The organism is Syntrophotaleaceae bacterium, assembly GCA_041390365.1.
In the GTDB taxonomy this organism is placed as follows: domain Bacteria; phylum Desulfobacterota; class Desulfuromonadia; order Desulfuromonadales; family Syntrophotaleaceae; genus JAWKQB01.
This window is the reverse complement of record JAWKQB010000002.1, coordinates 870,818-893,010: the sequence shown is the minus strand read 5'-3', so window position 1 is coordinate 893,010 and position 22,193 is coordinate 870,818. Positions and strand designations below refer to the sequence as shown.

The 22,193-nt window shown below is 58.4% G+C and carries 23 protein-coding genes and 1 tRNA gene; 1 reads left to right on the top strand and 23 read right to left on the bottom strand.

What is annotated here, in order from left to right; all coding sequences use genetic code 11:
- Window positions 1–7: 7 nt before the first annotated feature.
- The 7 genes from R2940_11270 to R2940_11240 all read right to left on the bottom strand — a co-directional run bounded on the left by R2940_11270 (window position 8) and on the right by R2940_11240 (window position 5,208).
- Window positions 8–628, bottom strand: a complete 621-nt coding sequence (locus R2940_11270) for a 50S ribosomal protein L25/general stress protein Ctc (protein MEZ4600355.1) — start codon at window positions 626–628, stop codon at window positions 8–10.
- Window positions 629–725: 97 nt separating this feature from the next.
- Complete coding sequence (locus R2940_11265; protein MEZ4600354.1) at window positions 726–1,664, bottom strand: ribose-phosphate pyrophosphokinase; 939 nt, start codon at window positions 1,662–1,664, stop codon at window positions 726–728.
- A 225-nt stretch (window positions 1,665–1,889) separates the two neighbouring features.
- Window positions 1,890–1,964, bottom strand: a tRNA-Gln gene (locus R2940_11260).
- Window positions 1,965–1,974: 10 nt separating this feature from the next.
- Window positions 1,975–2,835: a 4-(cytidine 5'-diphospho)-2-C-methyl-D-erythritol kinase gene (gene ispE / locus R2940_11255; GenBank protein ID MEZ4600353.1), complete on the bottom strand. Its 861-nt coding sequence runs from the start codon at window positions 2,833–2,835 to the stop codon at window positions 1,975–1,977.
- Between the two features lie 100 nt (window positions 2,836–2,935).
- Complete coding sequence (gene fetB / locus R2940_11250; GenBank protein MEZ4600352.1) at window positions 2,936–3,721, bottom strand: iron export ABC transporter permease subunit FetB; 786 nt, start codon at window positions 3,719–3,721, stop codon at window positions 2,936–2,938.
- Complete coding sequence (locus tag R2940_11245; GenBank protein MEZ4600351.1) at window positions 3,711–4,484, bottom strand: ATP-binding cassette domain-containing protein; 774 nt, start codon at window positions 4,482–4,484, stop codon at window positions 3,711–3,713. Before R2940_11245 ends, fetB begins: the two co-directional genes overlap by 11 nt.
- 1 nt (window position 4,485) lies before the next feature.
- A complete protein-coding gene (locus R2940_11240) occupies window positions 4,486–5,208 on the bottom strand; it encodes a uracil-DNA glycosylase (GenBank protein ID MEZ4600350.1) in 723 nt (240 codons plus the stop codon).
- Between the two features lie 96 nt (window positions 5,209–5,304).
- On the opposite strand from R2940_11240, the gene R2940_11235 reads away from it, so the two are divergent.
- Window positions 5,305–6,213, top strand: a complete 909-nt coding sequence (locus R2940_11235; protein MEZ4600349.1) for a zinc dependent phospholipase C family protein — start codon at window positions 5,305–5,307, stop codon at window positions 6,211–6,213.
- On the opposite strand, the gene coaBC is transcribed toward R2940_11235, so the two are convergent.
- The 16 genes from coaBC to R2940_11155 all read right to left on the bottom strand — a co-directional run bounded on the left by coaBC (window position 6,207) and on the right by R2940_11155 (window position 21,965).
- Entirely contained in the window at window positions 6,207–7,412 is a 1,206-nt protein-coding gene (coaBC, locus tag R2940_11230) for a bifunctional phosphopantothenoylcysteine decarboxylase/phosphopantothenate--cysteine ligase CoaBC (protein MEZ4600348.1), read from the bottom strand. The genes R2940_11235 and coaBC overlap by 7 nt on opposite strands.
- Window positions 7,413–7,520: 108 nt before the next feature.
- Window positions 7,521–8,153, bottom strand: a complete 633-nt coding sequence (locus R2940_11225) for an MBL fold metallo-hydrolase (protein MEZ4600347.1) — start codon at window positions 8,151–8,153, stop codon at window positions 7,521–7,523.
- Window positions 8,154–8,156: 3 nt separating this feature from the next.
- Window positions 8,157–9,338, bottom strand: a complete 1,182-nt coding sequence (locus R2940_11220; GenBank protein ID MEZ4600346.1) for an HD domain-containing protein — start codon at window positions 9,336–9,338, stop codon at window positions 8,157–8,159.
- Window positions 9,335–10,930 carry an FAD-dependent oxidoreductase gene (locus R2940_11215; protein MEZ4600345.1) on the bottom strand — a complete coding sequence of 532 codons (1,596 nt, stop codon included), beginning with the start codon at window positions 10,928–10,930 and terminating at the stop codon, window positions 9,335–9,337. The genes R2940_11220 and R2940_11215 overlap by 4 nt, the downstream gene beginning before the upstream one ends.
- Window positions 10,931–10,960: 30 nt before the next feature.
- On the bottom strand, window positions 10,961–12,151 hold the full coding sequence (locus R2940_11210) for a response regulator (GenBank protein ID MEZ4600344.1): 1,191 nt from the start codon (window positions 12,149–12,151) through the stop codon (window positions 10,961–10,963).
- A 295-nt stretch (window positions 12,152–12,446) separates the two neighbouring features.
- Window positions 12,447–12,893, bottom strand: coding sequence for a universal stress protein (locus R2940_11205; protein MEZ4600343.1), 447 nt, complete (start codon window positions 12,891–12,893; stop codon window positions 12,447–12,449).
- A 60-nt stretch (window positions 12,894–12,953) separates the two neighbouring features.
- Window positions 12,954–13,343, bottom strand: coding sequence for a response regulator (locus R2940_11200; protein ID MEZ4600342.1), 390 nt, complete (start codon window positions 13,341–13,343; stop codon window positions 12,954–12,956).
- A 173-nt stretch (window positions 13,344–13,516) separates the two neighbouring features.
- A complete protein-coding gene (locus R2940_11195) occupies window positions 13,517–14,323 on the bottom strand; it encodes a purine-nucleoside phosphorylase (GenBank protein MEZ4600341.1) in 807 nt (268 codons plus the stop codon).
- A gap of 5 nt (window positions 14,324–14,328) precedes the next feature.
- A complete protein-coding gene (locus R2940_11190; GenBank protein ID MEZ4600340.1) occupies window positions 14,329–15,210 on the bottom strand; it encodes a helix-turn-helix domain-containing protein in 882 nt (293 codons plus the stop codon).
- Window positions 15,207–15,956 carry a tetratricopeptide repeat protein gene (locus R2940_11185; protein ID MEZ4600339.1) on the bottom strand — a complete coding sequence of 250 codons (750 nt, stop codon included), beginning with the start codon at window positions 15,954–15,956 and terminating at the stop codon, window positions 15,207–15,209. Before R2940_11185 ends, R2940_11190 begins: the two co-directional genes overlap by 4 nt.
- 129 nt (window positions 15,957–16,085) lie before the next feature.
- Window positions 16,086–16,949, bottom strand: a complete 864-nt coding sequence (gene mtnP, locus R2940_11180; protein ID MEZ4600338.1) for an S-methyl-5'-thioadenosine phosphorylase — start codon at window positions 16,947–16,949, stop codon at window positions 16,086–16,088.
- Between the two features lie 154 nt (window positions 16,950–17,103).
- A complete protein-coding gene (rlmN, locus tag R2940_11175; protein MEZ4600337.1) occupies window positions 17,104–18,162 on the bottom strand; it encodes a 23S rRNA (adenine(2503)-C(2))-methyltransferase RlmN in 1,059 nt (352 codons plus the stop codon).
- An 88-nt stretch (window positions 18,163–18,250) separates the two neighbouring features.
- Window positions 18,251–18,664, bottom strand: coding sequence for a nucleoside-diphosphate kinase (gene ndk / locus R2940_11170; protein ID MEZ4600336.1), 414 nt, complete (start codon window positions 18,662–18,664; stop codon window positions 18,251–18,253).
- A gap of 23 nt (window positions 18,665–18,687) precedes the next feature.
- Window positions 18,688–19,563: an ATP phosphoribosyltransferase gene (gene hisG, locus R2940_11165; GenBank protein ID MEZ4600335.1), complete on the bottom strand. Its 876-nt coding sequence runs from the start codon at window positions 19,561–19,563 to the stop codon at window positions 18,688–18,690.
- Entirely contained in the window at window positions 19,560–19,934 is a 375-nt protein-coding gene (hisI, locus tag R2940_11160; protein ID MEZ4600334.1) for a phosphoribosyl-AMP cyclohydrolase, read from the bottom strand. The genes hisG and hisI overlap by 4 nt, the downstream gene beginning before the upstream one ends.
- 150 nt (window positions 19,935–20,084) lie before the next feature.
- Window positions 20,085–21,965, bottom strand: a complete 1,881-nt coding sequence (locus R2940_11155; GenBank protein MEZ4600333.1) for a PAS domain S-box protein — start codon at window positions 21,963–21,965, stop codon at window positions 20,085–20,087.
- Window positions 21,966–22,193: the final 228 nt, after the last annotated feature.

Genomic DNA, 22,193 nt, shown 5'->3' with positions numbered 1-22,193 from the left:
GTCCCGCCTATTCCTCTTCGGCGCCTGGTTCAGCCCCTGCCTCGGCACCTTCGGCTTCCTCGACTTCAAGTTTGCGCCCGGTAATGGTCAGAATGGTATAATTACCCTCGTGGGCAAGCTCCACCCCTTTCGGCAGTTCGAGATCGCCGGAATGAACGACATCGCCGATCTGCATATGAGTGACATCGATTTCGATGGCGCTGGGGATGGCCGTCGGCAGGCAGACCACTTCGAGTTCATGGCGAATCAATTCAAGACCGCCCCCCTGTTTTTCTCCTTCCGACTTACCGACCGGATGAACCGGTACCAGGACATGGACTTTCTGGCCGAGGTCGATCGCCTGGAAATCGGCATGCAGGGCATCGCCCCTGACCGGATCGGTCTGCAGGTCCTTGAGAATGACGACCTTCCCTTCCACAGAACCCGCACCCTTCAGAGTAATCAGGGTGTTCAGTCCGGCCTCGGTGCTGATCGCGGCCTTGAGGTCCTTGGGCGCGACGGACAGGGCGCAGGGATCGATTCCCTTGCCATAGACCACCGCGGGGATCAGTCCCTGGCGACGCAGGCTGCGGGCGCTGCCCTTGCCGATACCCTCGCGCAGGGTGACGTTCAATTCAGTGTTTGCCATCTATCCATTCCTCCATTTAGAGAGTGGGACCTGGGAAGGGGTGCTGCCAGTTGGCAGCCGGCCGGAAGCCGGAGAATTTCCCATGCCCGACAGGGTGTTAGACGAAGAGAGAACTGACTGATTCGTCGCCGTGAATACGGCGGATCGCCTCCGCCAGCAGCTCCGCCACGGAAAGCTGCCGCAACCGGGAACAGCCTTGCAGTTTGTCCAGGGCCGGGATGCTGTTGGTCACGATGACTTCCTTAAGCGAGCTCTGATTGATCCTTTCCAGTGCCGGACCGCTCAGGACAGGATGGGTAGCGCAGGCGTAAACCTCGGCGGCCCCCTTGTCCTTGAGGGCCTGGGCTGCCTGGCAGAGAGTGCCGGCGGTATCGATCATATCATCGATCACCACGCAGGTCTGTCCTTCCACCTCGCCGATGATGTTCATGACTTCGGACACGTTGGGACCGCTGCGGCGCTTGTCGATAATGGCGAGACCTGCATCGAGCCGCTTGGCGAACGCCCGCGCCCGCTCGGTCCCTCCGGCATCGGGGGACACGACCACCAAAGGGCCGTGAAAACGCTCCTTGATTTCCTTGAGCAGAACCGGAGCGGCGTACAGATGGTCTACGGGGATGTTGAAAAATCCCTGGATCTGGCCCGCGTGCAGATCGATGGTCAATACCCGGCTGACCCCGGAGGTGGAGATCAGGTCGGCTACAAGTTTGCTGGTAATAGGGGTGCGGGGAGCCACCTTGCGGTCCTGGCGGGCATAGCCGAAATAGGGGATCACGGCGGTGATGCGCGCGGCGGAAGCCCGTTTGAGGGCGTCGACCATGATCAACAGTTCCATCAGGTTGTCGTTGGCCGGCGCACAGGTCGATTGAATGATATAGACATCCCGCCCGCGAACGTTTTCACCGATTTCAACCATCACCTCCCCGTCGGAAAAGGACCTGACCTTGGCCGCACCAAGGGGAACTGCAAGATGACCGCATATTTCACGGGCGAGGGGAATGTTTGAATTGCCGGAGAAAATCTTCAACTTGTTCACGATGGGCGGCCCTTCCGAATTTGGTTCCGAATCGGCGGTTGCTGATGGAAAAACAGGGCAAAACGTCCTGCAGAGCCGACCGTCATGCTCGACGGCAGCTGCGAGATTCGGGTTCAGATAAAAAACTGCAGGCCATGGATCCCATGACCTGACGGAAAACAGCTCCTGATGTCAGGAAGCATGCAGGATGTAGCAGCAGAGCTTCCTGAACGATGGATTTTCAGGTGGCTGGGGCGCCAGGATTCGAACCTGGGAATGCCGGAATCAAAATCCGGTGCCTTACCGCTTGGCGACGCCCCAGCAAAAATTTTTACGACCGGCAGGAATAGTCGGAAACCGGCTGCGCAATGAATACGCGCCAGCCCGACTCAGCCCTGAATTCTTCTGCAGCAGCCTCGGCGGTTGCCCTGTAGGCAAATACCCCGAACACGGTAGAGCCGCTGCCCGACATGAGCGCTCCACTGGCGCCCGCGGTCACAAGCCGCCGCTTGATGTCGGCAATGACAGGGAAACGGGCGACGGTGACCTGTTCCAGGTCGTTGTGGAGAAGACAAACGAGGTCTTCTACCGTCCTGGAAAACCGCGGTATTTTAAGATCATCCCTGGGGGATGTCAACCTTAAATTTCCATAGACCCAGGCGGTCGAGACGGCCAGCCCGGGGTTGACAAGAACATACCAGACGGAGGGCAGTCCTTCAAGCGGCTCCAGGACGTCGCCGATGCCGGTCGCCCAGGCCTCCTTTTCAAGGATGAAGAAGGGGACATCAGCTCCCAGCACCACACCTTCCCGCATCAGCCGCTGTTTCGACAAGCCGAGCTTCAGCATCTCGTTGAGACCCATGAGGACCGTGGCGGCATCCGACGATCCCCCTCCGAGACCGGCAGCCACGGGAATCTCCTTGCGGATGTCGATGTCCACCCCCTCAGTGCGCCCGGACAGTTCCAGGAGCCGGCGGGCCGCTTTTGCGGCAATATTGTCCTGACCGGGGGGAAGCTCCAGACCGGCGCAGCTGACGCGCACACCCGGTGTCTCGACGACACTGATCGTCAGGTGATCGTAGAGGGTGATCCGTTGCATCACCATGGCGAGATCATGGTAGCCGTCGCCGCGTTTGCCGAGAACGTGCAGACAGAGGTTGATTTTGGCGGGCGCCAGAAACGTTCGGGTCATGAGAAAGCCTCATCGGGGCAGTAAGCGCCTATGTATGAATCAAACAGTGGCCTCTTGTCAAGGTGATATCTTGGCCCCTGTTCTCCCAAGCCACACTCCATCACCACTCCCGCAGTTGATGGGCCGGGGTAAAGTAGAAACGATACCCGAGCAGCAGGGTCAGCAGGCTGGTGACCGCTACACTTCCGAGTATCGCACACATGATCGCGATCTGGTACTTGACGGCGGTGAGGGGATCAACACCCGACAGGATCTGCCCGGTCATCATCCCTGGCAGGGACACGATCCCCATAGCGGCCATGGAGTTGGTCGTCGGCAGCAGCGCCGCGCGAAAGGCATTGCGTACCGCGGTCTGCGAGGCGGTTCTGGAGGCCGCGCCGAGGGAGAGGGCGGTCTCGATCTCCTCCCGCCTTTCCCGCATCTCCGAAGAGAGGCGTTCGGCGGCCAGCCCGGCGCCGTTCATGGAATTCCCGATGATCATGCCGGCCAGCGGCACCAGGTAGCGGGGATCATACCAGGGGGTCGGGGTAACCACCAGCAGACAGAAAAGATAGGTGACGGTGCCGCAGCCGAGAAACAGCGAAATGCTGATCACACGATAGAAAGCCGGGACCTTGTTTCGGATCCTTTCACCCAGAACCTGCAGTGCGAAACCACCCATGACCAGGAGAATCAGCAGGGTCGGCAAAGGATGTCGTACGGCGAAGATCCAGCGCAGCAGATAGCCGACGGCGAACAGCTGGATAAGCATTCGTACCGAGGCCCAGATCATGTCCCGCGTCTGGCCGATGCGCCTCAGCCTTCCCAGCCCCACGGCCAGCAAAAACAATCCGTAGGCGAAGATCAGATTCAGGTAGTCAAGATCGATGATGGTCTTATCGTTCATGGTCAGCCCCCATCTGAGGCTCGCGAAGGAAGGCCTGCAGCGCCTTGCTGGCTGGCCGGTTCAGCAGCCGACCGGGCTCTCCCTGCTCCTCGATGCGGCCGTTTTCAAGGTAAGCCAGGTCATCGGCCGCACGCTCGGCGAGGCGCAGGTCGTGTGTGACCATCAGCAGGGCCAACTCCCTGCTGCGGGCGATATGACGCAGGGTTTCGGCCAACCGGTCGCCCGTGGGCCGGTCGAGGGCGCTGGTCGGCTCGTCGAGAAGCAGGGCTTCAGGTCCGGCCGCCAGACTGCGGGCGAGACAGACCCGCTGCTGCTGTCCCAGGGAAAGGGACCTGCCTTCCCGCTGAAGCCAGTCCCCTGGAATCTGGTTCTCTTCCAGCACCTGGGCAAAATCGGAATCATTTGCGGCGGGAGGCCGGGTCCCCCGTAAATAGAAGGCTTGCCGCAGGTTGTCCAGGACGGTGCCCGGAAACAGAAAGGGTTTTTGGGGTACAAGGGCCACCCTGCGACGCAGATCCAGCGGATCGAGTTCGGAAATATCGCGACCGTCAAGCAGAATTCGTCCGGAAGTCGGTTCTTCCAGACGGTTGATCAGCCGCACCAGGGTAGTTTTCCCACCGCCCGAGGGTCCGATGATGACCGTCATCCGGGACCGGGAAACGGCCAGATCGATCCCCCGCAAAATCATCGTTTCGTGGCCCCCGCCCCCCCTGCGGCTTTTGAAGATCTGATCCAGAACGATGAGCGGCGGGTCGATCACCATGTCATCCCTCTTCTCCGCGCATTTTCGCCCGGACCTGTTTCATATCCTCCCAGACATCCCTTTTTGCAGCCGGATTGCGCAACAGAAACGCCGGGTGGTATGTGGGCATGAGGGGAATCCCTTCATAGCTCTGCCAGACACCCCGCAAGCGGCTGATAGGCGTCTGGCTGCGCAGCAGGGACTGGGCGGCAAACCGTCCAAGGGTAACGATCAGACGGGGGCGAATGGAGGCCAGCTGACGCTTAAGGAACGATTCACATACGGCGACCTCCTCGGGCTGGGGATCACGGTTGCCGGGCGGCCGGCATTTGATCACATTGCAGATATAGATATCTTCCCGATGGAGACCGATGGCAAAGAGGATGCGATCCAGCAGACGACCTGCCTCGCCGACAAAAGGTTCCCCCTTGAGATCTTCTTCCCGTCCCGGCGCTTCCCCGACAAAAACCAGGGAGGCGCGTCTGTTACCGGTGCCGAAAACGATCTGGTTTCGCCTTTCGCATAAAGGGCACCGCCGGCAGTCACCGAGATCGGCCCTGATCTCCTCAAGGGTTTCCCGCCGACAGAATTCCTCTGGCCCCGGCTCTCCGGGAAGACAGACCGGCAATTCGGCGGGCAGGGAGGGGAGCGTAAGTTCGCTGATACCCAGGCTCTGAAAGTCTTCCAGCACCGCTCGCACCTGGCTGACGGTTTCCAGCAACTCTTTGTGAAATTTATCCGGCATAAAACCTTTACATCGCCCCCGACGAGGATTATCCTTTTATCCGTTCAAACGCCCGGTCCTGCCAATCCCTATAAAAATCTTTATGTTATCGGTTCCATGAAAATTATTTTTCTGTTTATGATCCTGCTGCTTCTGCTGCCCGGCGAGGCCCTTGCCTGGGGAGTCGGCGTTCATCTGCAGATCGGTTCGCAGATCCTTGGCGCCCTGCCCCGGCTCCCCTCCATGCTCCAGGTCTTGCTGGGGGGTCACCCGTACGATTTCCTGTACGGCTGTATTGCCGCGGATATCACCATCGGAAAAAAGTTCACCCACTATCTCAAGCATTGCCATTCCTGGCGCATCGGCTGCCAGATCCTGGAAGCGGCGAAAACCGATCGGCAGAAAGCCTGCGCCTACGGGTACATCAGCCACCTGGCCGCAGACACGGTGGCTCATTCCTTTCTGGTACCCTTCAAGATGGTGCGGACCTTCAACACGGTACTGCTCAAACACGCCTACTGGGAAATGCGTTTCGAGACCGCCGTGAAACCGGACATCTGGCGCATGGCCAAGACTTTGGCCAGCATGGATTTCAGCGACGACGACGCCATCATGACCGAAGTTCTCTCCCGGACTCTCTTTTCCTTCTCCACCAATAAACGGTTGTTCAACTCGATTCTGCTGCTCAGCCGCCTGCAGCGATGGCAGAAGATGCTGCAATCGGTCAACGAACACTCCAGGTGGGCCCTTGGAGAGGAGGACCAGGAGGAATACCTGAAACTGGCCAGGGAAGCGGCAGAAAGCATCCTCTGCCAGATGGATCGCAGCCCCTACTGGAAGGCCGATCCGGCAGGAGAAAGGGCGCTTCACGCCGCAAAGATCATCCGAAAAAATCTAAACCTGCTCTGGCTGGACGGCAAGCTTCCGGAACGGGAGGTCGACCGCCTGCTGATGGAACTGAAAGGGCGCTTCCGCGGGAGCATTACCAATCCTGAAGGTTTGCTCGACCTGATCAGCGGTTATTGATCCGGGCCGGACAGGCGCAGCTCAATGATGCGATCCAGCAGCACCCCTGCAACCCGGTCCTTGCTCATACAGGGCAGATCCTCCACCTTCCCGTCCCGGTAGAGCAGCCGGACAATATTGGTGTCGATGTCGAAACCCGCCCCTTCCCTCGTCACATCGTTGGCCACGATCAGATCGAGATTCTTTTCCCGCAGCTTGTTCCGGGCGTTATCCAGCAAGGCTTCCGTTTCGGCGGCAAAACCGACCAGAAGCCGGTCCCCAGGCATTCGTCCCAGCTCCCCCAGAATGTCGGGGTTGCGTTCCAGCTCCAGGGTCAGACGATCGCCTCTCGACTTTTTGATTTTATGTCCCGACCTCAAAACCGGCCGGTAATCGGCCACCGCGGCAGCTTTTATGACTACCGTACAGGACGGTATCAGATCCAGGACAGCCTCCCTCATCTGGCATGCGCTGACCACCGGATGAAACTCCACCCCCCGGGGCACAGGAAGAGCTGTCGGACCGGAAACCAGCAGAACCCGGGCCCCGCGATCCACGGCGGCCCGGGCAATGGCGTAACCCATTTTCCCGGAAGAATGGTTGCTCAGAAAACGGACCGGGTCGATCTCTTCCCGAGTCGGTCCGGCGGTGACCAGCACCGTTTCGCCAGTCAGATCGCGGGGGACGAAAAGACGTTCGGTTTCGCAGAAAATGTCTTGCGGATCGGGCAGCTTGCCCTTTCCTTCCCAGCCGCAGGCCAGCAGGCCGACGGCCGGCTCCATAAAATGATAACCGCCGTCCTGCAGTTTCACCTGGTTCCGCTGGTAAATCGGGTTTTCCCACATGTTGCTGTTCATTGCGGGGACGAACAGCACGGGCGCCCGGGTGGCCATGATCGTGGTCGTCAACAGATCGTCGGCGATGCCCGCCGCCACCTTGCCGATCACGTTGGCCGTGGCCGGTGCCACCACCAGCAGGTCGGCCCTGTCGGCCAGGGAGATATGGCCGATTTCCCGTTCCTGGATCAGATCGAACAGGTCCCTGTGGACGGGGTTTCCCGACAAGGTCTGAAACGTCAGCGGGCTGACGAACTCGCAGGCGGAGGCTGTCATGACAACGAAGACTTCGGCGCCGGCCTTGACATAGAGGCGAACCAGCTCCGCAGCCTTGTAGGCGGCGATCCCTCCGCAAACCCCGAGAATTATTTTTTTGTTTTTCACTCAGAGACCTTTCCCTTGCCGGAGCGGTTCGGCTTCGGGGTCGGGGTCGGTATCAGGGCCGCGTTTTTATCGATACCGACCCCGATGCCGACGCCGATGCCGAAATGGCTAGACAATGGTGCGCAGAAAGGGATTGTTCCGCCGTTCCTGGCCGATGGTGGTTTCCGGGCCGTGCCCGGGATAGACGATGGTTTCGTCCGGCAGGGTCATCACCCGCTCCCGCAACCCCTTCATCAGGGCATACTGGTCGCCGGAAGGGAGATCGGTTCGGCCGATTGAACCGGCAAACAGGCAATCCCCGGCAAAAAGGCACCCGTCCGTAAGCACGCAGATACCCCCGGGCGAATGTCCGGGTACGTGAATCACCTTCATCCGCAGCGTGCCGAGCCGGACCTCCTCCCCGTCTTCGAGAAAACGACTCGGCTCGGGGGAGGGCTCCGTCGCGCGGCAGCCGAACATGGCCGCATGCTGGGCGGCATTTTTCAGAATGTCGGCATCCCCTCGATGGATCAGCAACTCGGCCCCCGTGGCATCCACCAGAGCCCGGTTGCCGCCGACATGATCGAAATGTCCGTGCGTATTGATCACCATCTTCAGGGTAAAGTCATTTTCCCCCAGGATCTCCAGAATGCGCTCCGCCTGCCCTCCGGGATCGATCACGGCGGCCAAGCGGGTCTCGGTGCAGCCAAGAAGATAACAGTTCACCTTCAGCTCACCGGTAACGATGCTTTTTAACCACATTGTTCACTCCTCAACCTTGTTCCCTGGCGAGAACAGTTCCAAATTTTTTCCCCGCAGCTGATCGGCGAGGCTGAAGCGCAATTCCTGACGCCGGCCAGACTCCCTGCGCCCGGTTTCCTTGGCGGGCGCCTCCTTGTTCTTCTCCTCGAATGCAGCAGCGGGACGCGGATCGGACCCAGGCAATGCCAGATCTTCAGGAATCACCAGATCCTCGCTGGCCCGCGACTCGTCCCTTCCGGGCAAATCGAAATAGAAATACCGGTCGTAGACCCGATGATACCCGGTCCAGCCGTCGCCATTGTCCGCTTCCTTATCGATGTGGGTACGAATGCCGTTGATCTTTGAATCAAGGTCGTCCAGATAATTGAGAATGACCGCCTCCAGGGTTTTAGGACGTTTGGGCGAGCCGAATTCATACTGGCCGTGGTGAGACAGCAGCAAATGTTTCAAAAGGATCGCCTGAGAAGCGGGAAAATCAGGCACTTGCCGGATCTTGTCCTCGAGCATCTGGAAGCCGATCATGATATGTCCGAGCAGTTTCCCCGCATCGGTGTAACCGAAAGACCGTTCATAACAGAGTTCGGCGACCTTGCCGATATCGTGCAGCAGAGCGCCGGCTACCAGCAGGTCCCGATTGATTCCGGGGTAGAGACCGCAGATATTCTCGGCCAGCCGTGCCACGGCCAGGGAATGTTCCAGCAATCCGCCGAGATAGACGTGGTGAATCGCCTTGGCCGCGGGAGCTTTGAGATAACGCTGCAGGAATTGATCATCGGCCAGAAAGGTCTCCATGAGCGCCCGATAGTGAGGCGTTTCCATCCCCCTCGCCAGCGATCGCAGCTCCTCGAGCATATCGGCTTCGAGACGGGGGCAGACCGGCAGATAATCGGCCAGGTCGACACCGGACTCCTCCACCCTGTCCAGCTGCTGAACCACCAATTGCATCTTGCCGAGATAGACGCTGGCTTTACCGCGAACGTGAACGAAATCATCCTTGCTGAAACAGGCAGCGATTTCATCCACCCTGTCCCAGACCCGGCCTTCGATTTCACCGGTTCGGTCCATCAGCTTCAGGGTCATATAGGGTTTCCCGTTCTTAGCCATGGCCGTTATCTTGTCCCGAACCAGAAATTGGCTGTCGATCAGGTCTCGATCCTTGATCTGCTGCACGTAGACTTCCTTCACCCGCTGCTCCTGTCTCTTGCTGTTTTCTGAATAATCTGCTCTGCCGTCCTGAGTCCGTCAAGGGCGGCGCTCATGATACCTCCAGCATATCCCGCCCCTTCGCCGACAGGATAGAGCCCGATTTGGGCAACCGCCTCTCCGTTCTCCCGGCGGCTAATGCGAACCGGTGCCGAAGTTCGGGTTTCCACGCCGACCAGCGTGGCCTCCCTGGTTACAAACCCGCGCATACGACGTTCGAAGTGGGGCAAGGCCCGGCGCAGACCGTCCACCACAAAAGCCGGCAGGACTTCGCGCAGGTCCGCTGCGCGAACACCCGGCCGGCAGGAGGAATCGAGGGGGCCGCTGCCGCCGACGAGAAAAGCCAGCAGATTTTGCGCCGGCGCACAGTAATTTCCACCTCCGGCCAAAAAGGCCGCCCGTTCCCAGCATTGCTGGAAACGAACCCCGGCCAGGGGATCCGGAGAGCCGAAATCCTCCTGTCGAACGCTGACCACCAGGGCGCTGTTGCTGAAGGCTCCGTCGCGCCGCCGTGGACTCATGCCGTTGACGACCATCCCGCCCGGCTCCGAGGACGCCACCACTACCTCTCCTCCCGGGCACATGCAGAAAGAGTAGATGCCGCGCCCCGATTCGGGATCGTTCCAGGTCAGGGCATAATCGGCGGCAGGAAGGCGGGAGGCGAATAGTTTTCCATACTGGATGCGGTTGATCAGCTCCGCCGGATGCTCGACCCGCACCCCGACGGCGAAGGGCTTGCTCTCCAGAACCACTCCGGCCCGCTGCAGCATGTCATAGGTATCCCGCGCACTGTGTCCGGTGGCCAGCACCAGGCTGTCACAGGGAACTTCCTCGCCACCATCAAGCAGGCCGGCCTGTATGACCGCCCCCTGCAAGTCCAGTCCTGAGAGTCTGGTTTCATAGCGGATGTCCACCCCCAGGCTGAGCAGTTCCTGACGAAAGCGGATCAGGACCAGCCGCAGGCGATCCGTGCCCACATGAGGCTTGGCCTGCCGCAAAATGTCCGGGTCTGCCCCGAAATCGACCAGGGTCTGCAGCACGAAATGGTTCCAGGGATGTTTCACCCGGGTGGTCAACTTGCCATCGGAGAAGGTACCTGCTCCTCCTTCTCCAAACTGGATATTGCTGACCGGATCGAAGATTCCACCGGATCGGAAACGGCGGACGTCCTTCACCCGACTTTCGACGGGTCTGCCCCGCTCTACCAGGGTGACTTCCACACCGGCACGGGCCAGATAAAGTGCGGCAAACAAACCGGCCGGCCCCATTCCCGCCACCAGTACCCGATGGCGTCTATCGATCCGCCGGATATGCAGCATTTCCTGATCGCGGGTCCGGCTCAGGCGGGGATTGTTTTTATGGCGGGCCAGCAGCATTTCTTCGTCATCCGTCTCGAATCGGACGGTATAGACCCGCAGTATCCTTTTCTTTTGCCGGGCATCGATGCCGCAGCGCACAATATCCAACTGCCGCACGGCCCGGGGCGAAAGTCCCAGTTCGCCGGCCACCCGGGCCGGCAGCAGGGTTTCGTCCTCGTCGAGTGTCAACATCACTTCCCGCAGCAGCAGGGCCATTCCTCTGAAACCTTTTTCCTCTTGATCCCGTCAGAGACAGGCCGGTCTGGCCTCAGACACCTCTGCGGGAAACTCGATGACGAATTCGGCTCCCTTCCCTTCGGTACTGTTGACCTTGATGTTGCCGTTATAGGTTTTGACGATTCGCAGAACCACCGAAAGCCCGAATCCGGTCCCCTTGGACTTGGTGGTAAAGAACGGATCGAACACCTTGCGCAGATTTTCAGCGGGGATGCCGCGCCCGGTATCCCTGACCCGGACCTGGATCTTGCTGTCTTCCTGCGTTACCTTGACGGACAGTTCGCCACCCTGCTGCATCTCGTAAATGGCATTCGAGAACAGATTGGTAAAAATCTGCTGAATCTCCGAGGCATTGGCGACGATGGGAGGAGCCTGTTCGTCAAACTCATTGAGCAGACGGATGCCATGGGCCTGCAACTGCTCCTGAAAATCGACAAGGGTCTGCTTGATCACATTGGCCAGCGACACCGTCTGCACCTTCAACTGGGGCGGGTTGCTGGCCGCAAGCAGCTTGACCAGAATATTCTCGATGCGGTCGACCTCGTTCAGCAGCTTGTCGATATAACCGCTCTTCTCCTTGTCCTGAGCCACGACCGGCTTCAAAATCTGGGCGAACAGGCTGATGGCATTAAGAGGATTGCGAATTTCATGAGCCATGCCGGCGGCAAGGTGGCCGAGGGTTGCCAGCTTTTCCGCCTGCAGGATCTCGGCATGAGCCAGTTCCAGGTCCCGGCTTTTTTCCGCAACCCTCATTTCCAGTTCCGTGTTCCAGCTTTCGATCTCGCTCAGGAGCCGCTCCCGTTCCTTTCGCAGCTCCCGGTTATGGATTTCGATACGCCGGATCCGCAGAACGTTTTCGATACGGTCCACCAGGTCCTGATTCTTGAAAGGCTTGAGGACATAATCGGCCGCTCCGGCCTTCATGACCTCCACGGCAATCTGTTCGCTGCCCTTCCCCGTCAGCATGATCACATAGGTGTCGGGAAACCGCTCCCGCAGACAGCGAAGAGTGGCCATCCCATCCATCCCCGGCATCATGTAATCGAGCAGTACCAGCGGAGGCGATTCCCTCTCCACGATTTCCAGACACTCCTGCCCACTCCCTGCAGTCAGCACATCATAGCCGCGGGCGGTCAGAACCATGGCGGCGAGGTCCAGTATGACTCTTTCATCATCGACGATCAGAATTCGACCGGACATCTTCTCCTACCTTTCCGCGTCTGGCCTTTCGGCTTTTCCAGCAATCCGGCATCGTTTCCGGCTCCAGCTGCCTCCCTGAACGGGAAGACTCGAAAGGATAAGTCGACCGGCGTTTGCAGCAAAAACAATCACGCCGGGCCGGGTTAAGAATAACCTCCCCCTCTCTTTTTTTGCAAGGGGAAACACCCGTCAGCTACCCCAGCAAGGGATCCAACCCCAAGGGCGAACTCAAAAAAAGAGCAGCCTGAAGGGGCTGCTCTATCGCTGACGAGGATTGTGGGACGATGGAATCTTCTTATTCGGCGAATCTTACCGTCAAGACAGGAATCGTCGATTTTCGAACAACCTTTTCGGCGGTACTGCCGAACAGGACATGATCCAGGCCGCTGCGGCCGTGGGTGCCCATGATGATCAGATCGGCAGCCACTTCATTGGCCTTCTTGATAATTTCGTCGTAAGGGACCCCGGGTACGATGAAACTTTCGTAATTCTGGTAATCGCGGAGATGGGTGCGGCAAAAGCGGTCCATCATCTTGCGGGCCCCCTGCTCGATCTCTTCCTCGAGGGTTTCGAAGGAGATGTGGGGAACGTAGAAGCCACGCAGGTCGACCGGTTCATTGATGACGTGAACGAGGGCCAGCAGGGCGTCGTACTTGCGGGCCATGGACAGAGCGTACTCGAAGGCGTATTCCGAGTTTTCGGAAAAATCGGTGGCAAACAGAATTGTCTTGAATTCCTTCATCGCGACCTCCTCCCAAACAGGATTGAATACCATAGGCAAGACAAGTTTCCGCCGACGGGTCTAATTGGCCCGCACCGGATCAATCCCCGTCAGCATCTTCTTCATGACCATCCGTAGTTCTTCGAGCTTGACCGGTTTATGGATATATTCATAGGCCCCGAGATGAATGGCTTCAAGATAGGATTCGACCCCGCCGTGGGCGGTAATCATGATAACCTGCGTGGTTGGGTAGTGGCGATTGAGTTCCCGCAGAAAAGTCAAGCCGCCCATTTCCGGCATCCTTAAATCACTGATTATGACCTGGACCTTCTCATGCTGAAGAAATTCCAGGGCTTCGAGTCCATTGGCGACGCTGTCGACTTCATACCCGTCCTGCTCCAGAATCTTGCTCAGTCCGATGCGGGTATTCTCCTCATCGTCGACCACCAGAACTCTGCCCACTTTTTGCATCTGGACTCACTCCTCCCCTCGTTTTCAAAATTCTACCATCGGGCCATGCTCTGTCAAGACGGAAGGAAAACAGTTATCCACCCAATTGTTTGTTATCAGTAAATAATTTACTTTCATGATAAAACTGTCAAGTCAAAGCTTTGAATCCCCTCTCAAGGATGAGTTTCTGCCAGTCAAAGCCAGAGACGAACCATTTCCTCAAACAGCAGGGCGAGATCCCTGGCCCCCTTTTCCCCGGCCTGCAGCACGTCCTGGTGAGTCAGTTTCCGGCCCCCGAGTCCGGCAGCGCGATTGGCGATAAAAGACAGGGCAACCGGCTCTATTCCCAGATACCCGGCCATGATCGCTTCGGGAATCGTGGACATGGAAACGGCGGCCGCTCCCAGCAGAGCCAAAGCCCGGACCTCGGCCGGGGTTTCATAGGAAGGACCGGCAACGGCGGCAAGAACTCCCTGGCGCAGTCCAATGCCTCGTTCTGTGGCATAGATTTTCAGACGTTCGAAATAATGTTGGGGATAAAGGCCGGTCAGATCGATAAAGGGATCGACAGTCTCACCCCTGAGAGGATTGTCGCCGAGAAGATTGATATGATCGGTCACGAAGAGAAAGTCGCCGGGAGCAAGACCTGGATCGATGCCCCCCGCTGCATTGGTCAACAGAACACGGGGGCAACCGAGAGCGTGGGCCAGCCGTATCTGAATGGAAGCTTGGCGGGCGCTGCAGCCCTGATAGCAGTGAAAACGTCCCAGAAAGCAGAGCAGGCGGCGGCCATGAAGATGGCCGGTCACCAGTTGCCCGGCATGTCCGGCCACAAGTTGCCGGGGCAGGCAGTCCAGCTCTGTATAGGGAACGACGACCGGATCCTCGATCCCCTGGATGGCCTTGCCCAATCCCGATCCCAACACCACCGCCAGATCGAAGGGGTCTTCGCCGCATTGCCCGGCAATCACCCGGCACGATTCCCGCAGTCCCTCATCCATCTTTTTCACGGATGTCCGGGATCGGACCCCGGTCCAACGAGCAGTGAGGTGCTCTCGCCAAGCTCCACCTCTCTGCCATCAAACCAGAGGGTCAACAGGCCCGGGCGTTCCGTCTCCAGAAGGAAGCTCTGCCCGATCTGCCATTTCAGTACCACCCTCGGTTCGATCCGATAGCGCTGCACAGCCCGCTCATCGACGGCGATATCCAGCCATCCCGTATCCCGGCCTTCCGCCTGGAGCAGGGCGCCGCCGGAAGGAACGTACAGCACCGGTGCGGTCACCGGCTCGCCCGGCCTTGGGTTTTCCACCAAAGGCTCCGGGCCGCTCAGCTCAGGAACCGGATCAATTTCCGGCGGCCCATGATTCCCGGAACCATCTTTCACTGCCACCCCTTCGGTGAAAACAGGTTCCTCGCCCAACTTTTCCGGCTCGGTAACAGCGGGCTTGACGGCGTCAGCAGAGGGGGGTGCAGCATCCTTGCGGGAACACATCACGAACACCACGGCCACGATCAGCCCCAGCGCGACCAGCATCGTCCCCCAGATCCACCAGCGCTGCAAACCCTCCTTCCCGCCCTTCTCGGGTCTGGCCGGCGCCGATGTCGGTGGCCGGCCGTGAAACCTCTGGTTGTAAGCCTTAACAACGGCGTCGGGGTCGAAACCAAGAAAGACGGCATAGGTCCGCAGAAATCCGTAAACGTAGGTTTCGCCGGGTATCTGGTCGAAAAGGTCCTCCTCGAGAGCCCCGAGAAAGCTTCTCCGTATCCGGGTCTGGACCACCGCGTCATCCAGCGACAACCCACGCGCTTCCCGGCGCTCCCTTAGAAAACTGCCGAAAGGTTCCCTGTCTTCAACTGCAGATGAAGGAACCCCGTCTGCCTTGTTCACTTAAGAACCTCCAGATAGCTTTCCGACTGCTCGGCAAGTTCGGAGCCGGGAGCCAGTCGCAGAACGTTCTGAAAGGACTGCTCTGCCTTTTCCCGTTCGCCAAGTTTCATGTAGGCCAGGCCGATCTGGAAATGGGCAGGCACGAAATTTCCGTCGATCTTCAAAGCCTGGCGATACTCGCCAATGGCCCGGTTGGTTCTGTCAAGCTTATAGTAGACCTCCCCCAGGCGCAGATGAGCCTGGGCGTAGTTGCCGTTCTGAGCCAAAGCCTTCTCGTAGGCGGAGATCGCCTCCAGATACTCGCCTTTCAGGTAGTGGGCGTATCCCAGGCCGGCGAAGGCAACCTCGGCATGAGTGAAAGTCAGGTTGTTGGCCGCCTTGCTGAAATAGTGGATCGCCTCATCGAACTTCTTCATATCCAGATAGAGCGCCCCGAGGTTGTTATCGGTTAGGGAGTCGTCCGGACGCAGCTGCAGGGCCTGGCGGTAATGCTTCTCGGCCTCGTCGAAAGCCCCCTTGAGATGATAGGTTTTGCCAAGCCCGACATGAACGTCGGGGTTGCGGGGTTCCTTCTCGAGAGCCTTCTGAAACTCCTGCAATGCCTTGGTTGAGTTCCCTTCCCTCAGATAGGAGACGCCGAGAATGTAATGGACGTCAGGACCGGGTTTTTTCTTCTCCACAGGGGCGCAGGCCGTCAGCAGAGAACAGATGACCACAAGTATAACGGGAAAAAGCTTTCGGTGCATGATTACCTCCGTAAAGCGGTTGAAGCGAAAATACGATTAATCCATTGACCACCAAGAAAAAAATTGATGTTATGAAATATTTTCTATTGTTTCCCTTCTTATCCTTCGTACCCTTTGTGGTCATGTTTTTTAAAGATATTTTTTCACCAGCAGATCAAGTTTTTTGCGAGTGGAGATGGGGATCAGGGCAGGGTCCGTCATGAGTGCATGACGCAGGGACTCCCCGCAGCAGCAGACCCGATCGGCCGCCGCCCGCGCCGCGGCCGCCCGGATGATGTTGCGGGCCATGGCTACATTCTGACGGATGATCGCCACCACGGCCTCCACAGACACATCATCGTGGCCCTGATGCCAGCAGTCGTAATCGGTGGCCAAGGCCAGGGTAGCGTAGCAGATTTCGGCCTCTCTCGCCAGCCGGGCTTCGGGAAGGTTGGTCATCCCGATGACATCCACGCCCCACTGACGATAGATATTGGATTCCGCGCGGGTGGAAAAGTTCGGTCCCTCGATACAGAGGTAGGTTCCACCCCGGTGAACCATGGCGCCTTCCTGCACAGCCGCCTGCAGCAGCGCCTCGGACAGGTCGCTGCAGACCGGATCGGCGAACTGGACGTGTCCGACCAGCCCTTTACCGAAAAAGGTGGAGGCCCGCCGCCCCTGGGTTCGATCAAAAAACTGGTCGGGGATCACGATGTGTCCCGGAACGATCTCCTCCCGCATGCTGCCTACAGCAGAGACCGAAATAATCCGCTCGACCCCAAGCATCTTCATACCGTAGATATTGGCTCTGTAGGGCACTTCGCTGGGCAGCAGCCGGTGTCCCCGGCCATGGCGGGGCAGGAAAACCATTTTCACCCCTTCCAGAACGCCGGTGACGAAGACATCCGAGGGCATGCCGAAAGGGGTCTCGATTTTTTCTTCCCGAATGTCCGTCAGTTCCTCGATTTCATAAAGACCGCTGCCGCCAATCACGCCGATTGCGGGCTGTTCCATGTCGTGCTCCCTTCCTTTTATAAAATTGGATTGAAGAGTTCTCTTCGTTGTCAGTGAAGCGCTTGCGGAACGGTTGTCGTTGTCGTAATCGTAATCGTGATAGAAGATGCCTTTCAGGGCCGATTACGACAACACTTACGACAACGACAACGATTCACCCCTGCCGGCCCTCCAATTTCCCCTTCAGCTGGCCGCAGGCGGCGGAGATATCCTGTCCTTTGCTTGCCCGGCGGATGGCCACCACGCCTCGATCGAGCAGGTGAGTCTGAAAAGCCTCCAGTCGCTCCTCGGAAGGGGCCCGGAAATCGCTGCCGGGATGCTCGTTGTACGGGATGATATTGACCTTGGCCGGGATCCCGTGCAGCAGCTTGACCAGCCGCCGGGCATCCTGGTCGCTGTCGTTGACATCCCGAATCAGGATGTACTCGAAAGTGATCCGCTGACGGGGCTGCAGGGGGAAGGAGCGGCAGGCGGACATCAGCACTTTCAGCGGATAGCGGCGGTTGATCGGCATCAGCCGGTCCCGGATCTCGTCGGTAGTGGCATTGAGGGAAACGGCGAGATTCACGCGGATCCGCCGGCCGAGCTCAAGCATTTCCGGAACCAGGCCGGCAGTGGAGAGGGTAATCTTACGGGGGCTGAAATTGAACCCTTCCGGCATGTACAGAATCTTCAGCGCCTTGACCACATTGTCCAGGTTGTGCAGCGGCTCCCCCATGCCCATCAGCACGACATTATTGACCGGCGCTTCGGCCATCGCGGCGCAGACCTGATTGACAATTTCGGCCGGAGTCAGGTTGCGAACCAGACCGAACGTCCCGGTCAGGCAAAACGAGCAGCCCATGGCGCAGCCGACCTGGGTGGAGATGCAAAGCGTCGCCCTGTCCCCTTCCATGGGGATCCTGACAGCCTCGACCGTTTCCCCATCCCAAAGGCGAAACAGGTATTTGCGCGTTCCATCCCGGCTTTCCTCCACCGCCTCAGGGAGCAGCTGCGAAATGACCGCCTGCTCCTCGAGCTCGGCCCTCAGACCTTTGGCCAAATCGGTCATCTCCGCGAAGGACCGCACCCCGCGGCTGTAGACCCAACGCATGATCTGCCCGGCCCGAAAACGCTCCTTGCCCAGGCCGGAGAGGAAGTCCGTCAGCTCCTCCAGGGTCAGATTTTTTATATCGACCGGGGGGGACCCGGCACCTATTTTCAGGTTGTTCAAAATTATCGATCCTGCTGATTTTAAAGAAAAAACCCTTCAGATTGTATCCAAAGGGCTGTGGCGGCACAAGATGAAAATGAAGGGCCGGTCAGATCAATTCCAGTCCGGCGAAAAAATACCCGATCTCAAAGGCCGCCGTCTCCGGCGCATCGGAGCCGTGCACTGCATTGCGGCCGATGGAGGCGCCGAATTCCTTTCGCAGGGTTGCAGGCGCGGCATCGTCAGGGTTGGTCGCTCCCATAAGATCCCGCCAACGGCGAATAGCCTCCGGCGCCTCGAGCACCATGACCAGGCAGGGGCCGCTGCTCATGAAACCCACCAGATCCTCGAAAAAAGGCTTGTCCTGATGGACATGGTAGAAACCGGCCGCCTGCTTCCGGCTGAGACACAGTTTTTTCAGCCCGACCACCTGAAAACCTTCCCGATAGATGCGGGCGAGGATGTCCCCGGCCTTTCCGGCCTCGAAGGCGTCGGGCTTGATGACGGCAAAGGTGCGTTCCATCTCTTTTCTCCTGGTTTCGGGCATCAGATGATTTTGGTCAGGGGATATTCGATGATCCCCTGCGCCCCTGCAGTCATCAATCCGGGGATGATGCGGCGCACCTCTTTTTCATGGAGCACCGTCTCGACGGAAACCCACTCCGATTTGTAGAGATGGGCCACCGTGGGCTGGTTGAGGCTGGGCAGCAACTCGATGACGGCCGCAAGTTTTTCGTTCGGCACATTCATTTTCAAGCCGACCATTTTTTCCGCCGCCAGAGCCGCCTGCAGCAGGGTGTTCAACTGCTCGATCTTCTGCCGCTTGGCGGGGTCTGCCCAGGCGGCGCGGTTGGCGATGATCACCGGGGTCGACTCCATCAGCGTCTCGACGATCCGCAGGTTGTTGGCGCGGATGGTGGAGCCGGTTTCGGTCACTTCCACTATCGCGTCACATAGGCCCTCGACGACTTTGGCCTCCGTAGCGCCCCAGGAAAACTCGACGGTGACGGGAATATTGCGCTCGGCAAAAAAACGTTGGGTGAATCCGACCAGTTCGGTGGAAATGGTTTTGCCGGCCAGATCCTCCGGCCTCCGGACAGGCGAATCCTGGGTCACCACCAGTACCCAGCGTGCCGGCCGCCGGGACACTTTGGAATAGACCAGTTCACTCACCACTTCAACGTCGGAATTGTTCTCCATCACCCAGTCCCGCCCGGCGATGCCGACGTCGATGGTCCCTCGCTCGACGTATTTTCCCATCTCCTGGCTCCGGATCAGGCTGCAGCCGATCTCCTCGTCGTCAATGGAGGGAAAGTAGTTGCGGGAGGAAAGCCGGATGGTCCAGCCGGCCTTCTCGAACAGCTCCACGGTCGCGTTTTCCAGGCTCCCCTTGGGAATCCCGAGTTTGATCAGCGGGTTCATTTTTTGTACACCTCATCCGGATTGAAAAGGGGTTCCGAATGCTCGACCCAACGACCATCCTCCCATTTAACATAGAAGCAGGTGCGGTTTCCTGTATGACAGGCTGCGCCGCCGTTCTGCTTGACCTTGATGACGACGGTATCGGCATCGCAATCGGTCAGCACCTCTTTGACCTCCTGAGTATTGCCGGACTGCTCGCCTTTCATCCAGTACTTGTTGCGGCTGCGGCTGAAAAACCAGGTTTTTCCGGTTTCCAGGGTCAATTTCAGCGCCTTTTCATCCAGAAAGGCCACCATCAGCACTTCACCGGTCTCGTGATCCTGAATAACGGCAGGGATCAACCCGCCCATTTTTTCGTAATCGATCTTGATTTCAGCCACGCCCTTGTGCCTCCTCTTCAGGATTACCCGTTGCAGATTGACAAAAAAAACCCGGTCTCTCTTGAAAGCTGCCGGGACGGTCGACCTCGGTTTAATACAACGGGGACAGGGGAAGTGTCAATCATTTCCGGCCACGGCCAGCTACTCCGTCGGCAGGCTGATGTAGAAGGTGCTGCCCTGCCCCGGACTGCTTTCAACCCGCAAATGCCCGCTGCAGGCCTTGACAATCTCCTTGACCAGGGCCAGCCCGAGGCCGGTGCCACCTATGGTGGGGCCTTCCGCCGGGCAGAGCCGAAAATAGCGATCGAAAATTTTATCCTGGGCATGATGCGGGATGCCGATGCCCTCGTCCCGTACGTACAGCGTGACATTCCGTCCATCCTGAAAGGCGCCCAGGATTACATCTCCACCATCAGGAGAATATTTGATGGCATTGGACAGAAGGTTCTGCAGCGCCCGGTGCAGCTGCCGTTCGTCAGCCTGAACCGGGCTGAGGTCTGCGGCGCACTCGACAAGGATGCGGTGTTTTTCGGAAGAGTTCCGGAACCCTCCAATCACGCTGTGCAGCAGGGGCTTGACCTCCACCGGACGGACCAGCCCGATGCCGAAGCCGGCCCGCAGCTGCTGCAGGTTGAGATGATTTTCGATCAGTTCCCGCAGCCGTTCGCTCTGCTGGCGGATGATGTCGAGATACTGGAGCCCCGCCCCCGGATCCAGGTCATGGTTGAGCATGAATTCGGTATAGCCGAGAATGGCCGTCAGCGGCGTGCGCATTTCGTGGCTGACTGCTGAAAGAACGTCGTCCTTGAGTCTTTCGAGCCGTTGCCGGTCGGATACGTCACGAATGAAGCAGGCCATGAGCAGGCAATTTTTCCACTTGAAGGTGGCGGCTGAAACTTCCGCCTCGAAACAGGATCCGTCCCTGCGGCGGTGGCGGAGCAGGGAAAAGTTGGCCTGCCCGCATTTCTGTATTTTCTTCAGCCGTAACACAGACTCTTCCGGTTCCTCGGCCAGATTGAAGATGTCCATCTGGAAAAATTCGTCGTAGCCGTATCCATACTGGTTCAATGCAGCGGGATTGACTTCGAGGATGCGGCCATTCACGGCATTGCAGATGATCAGAGCGTCGGAACTGGAGGAAAAGAGCAGTCGATACTTCTTTTCCGATTCCTGCCTTTCCCGCTCGGCTTCACGATGATCGGTAATATCGATAAATGAGGCCATGTAGCCAATCGGAGAGCCGTTCTGGTCGAAAACAGTATGGGCGGACAGTTCGACAACCAGGCGGGATCCGTCCCTGCGGCGGGCAGCGACCTGCCCCGACCACTCACCGCTGTTTCGCAGCAGACGGAACACGGCTTGGGCTTTTCTGGGGTTTTCCCAGAACTCGGCCGCCGGCTTGCCCACGACCTGGTCCGGTTCTTCATAATGGAACAGTTTGAGAAAAGAGCTGTTGGCGTAAGTCAGGCATCCCTGAGTATCAGCCAGCATGATGCCGTTGAGGGAAGATTCGAGGGCCCGTTTGGCGGACAACAGGTCTTCGTCCCGTTGCCGATGGGACGAAATATCTTTCAGAAAACCGACTATCCCCCGGGTTCGGCCATCGGGGCCCTCCACCGGCACACCCCTGTCCCGCACCCACAGATGATGGCCCATGGGATGTCTGACCCGGTATTCCAGATCGAAAGTGGCGCCCTCAAGCAATGCCTTGCGATATTCACTGCAGACCCGTTCCCGATCCTCTTCGTGAATGCGGGAAAGCCACAGGGCAGGTTCCGATTGCAACTCCTGGGCCTTCACACCGAAAACCTCTTCGCACCGGTCCGACCATCGTGTCTCACCCCGCGCAAGACAGTATTCGTAGGTGACATTCCCAACAGCGCGGCTCAGAGCAAAATATTTTTCCTCACCCGTAACAGGCAAAACACCATCCCCGCTGGCGCCGGGAGACTGCGATGAAGTGTGCGGGGAGTCGATGAAACCGAGGTGCAAATTGTCTGAAAAATTCATCCAATCGCTCATATTCATCTTCTCCGAAAATGACAATCCCAGGAAGAGAATCCGAAACGCTCTCTATAACAAAAAGGATAATGGGAAGCTGTTAGCCAGGAAGAAAAGGGCGGGGAGAGGCAACGATTCCTGAACCGGCTGGAAGAATTGAGAGGTGCGGTAGCCGACAGCAGCACATGCTGTCGACCATCGATCAGGGGGGAACGACCGGAGTGAATCTATCCCCAGGCCTGATGCGGC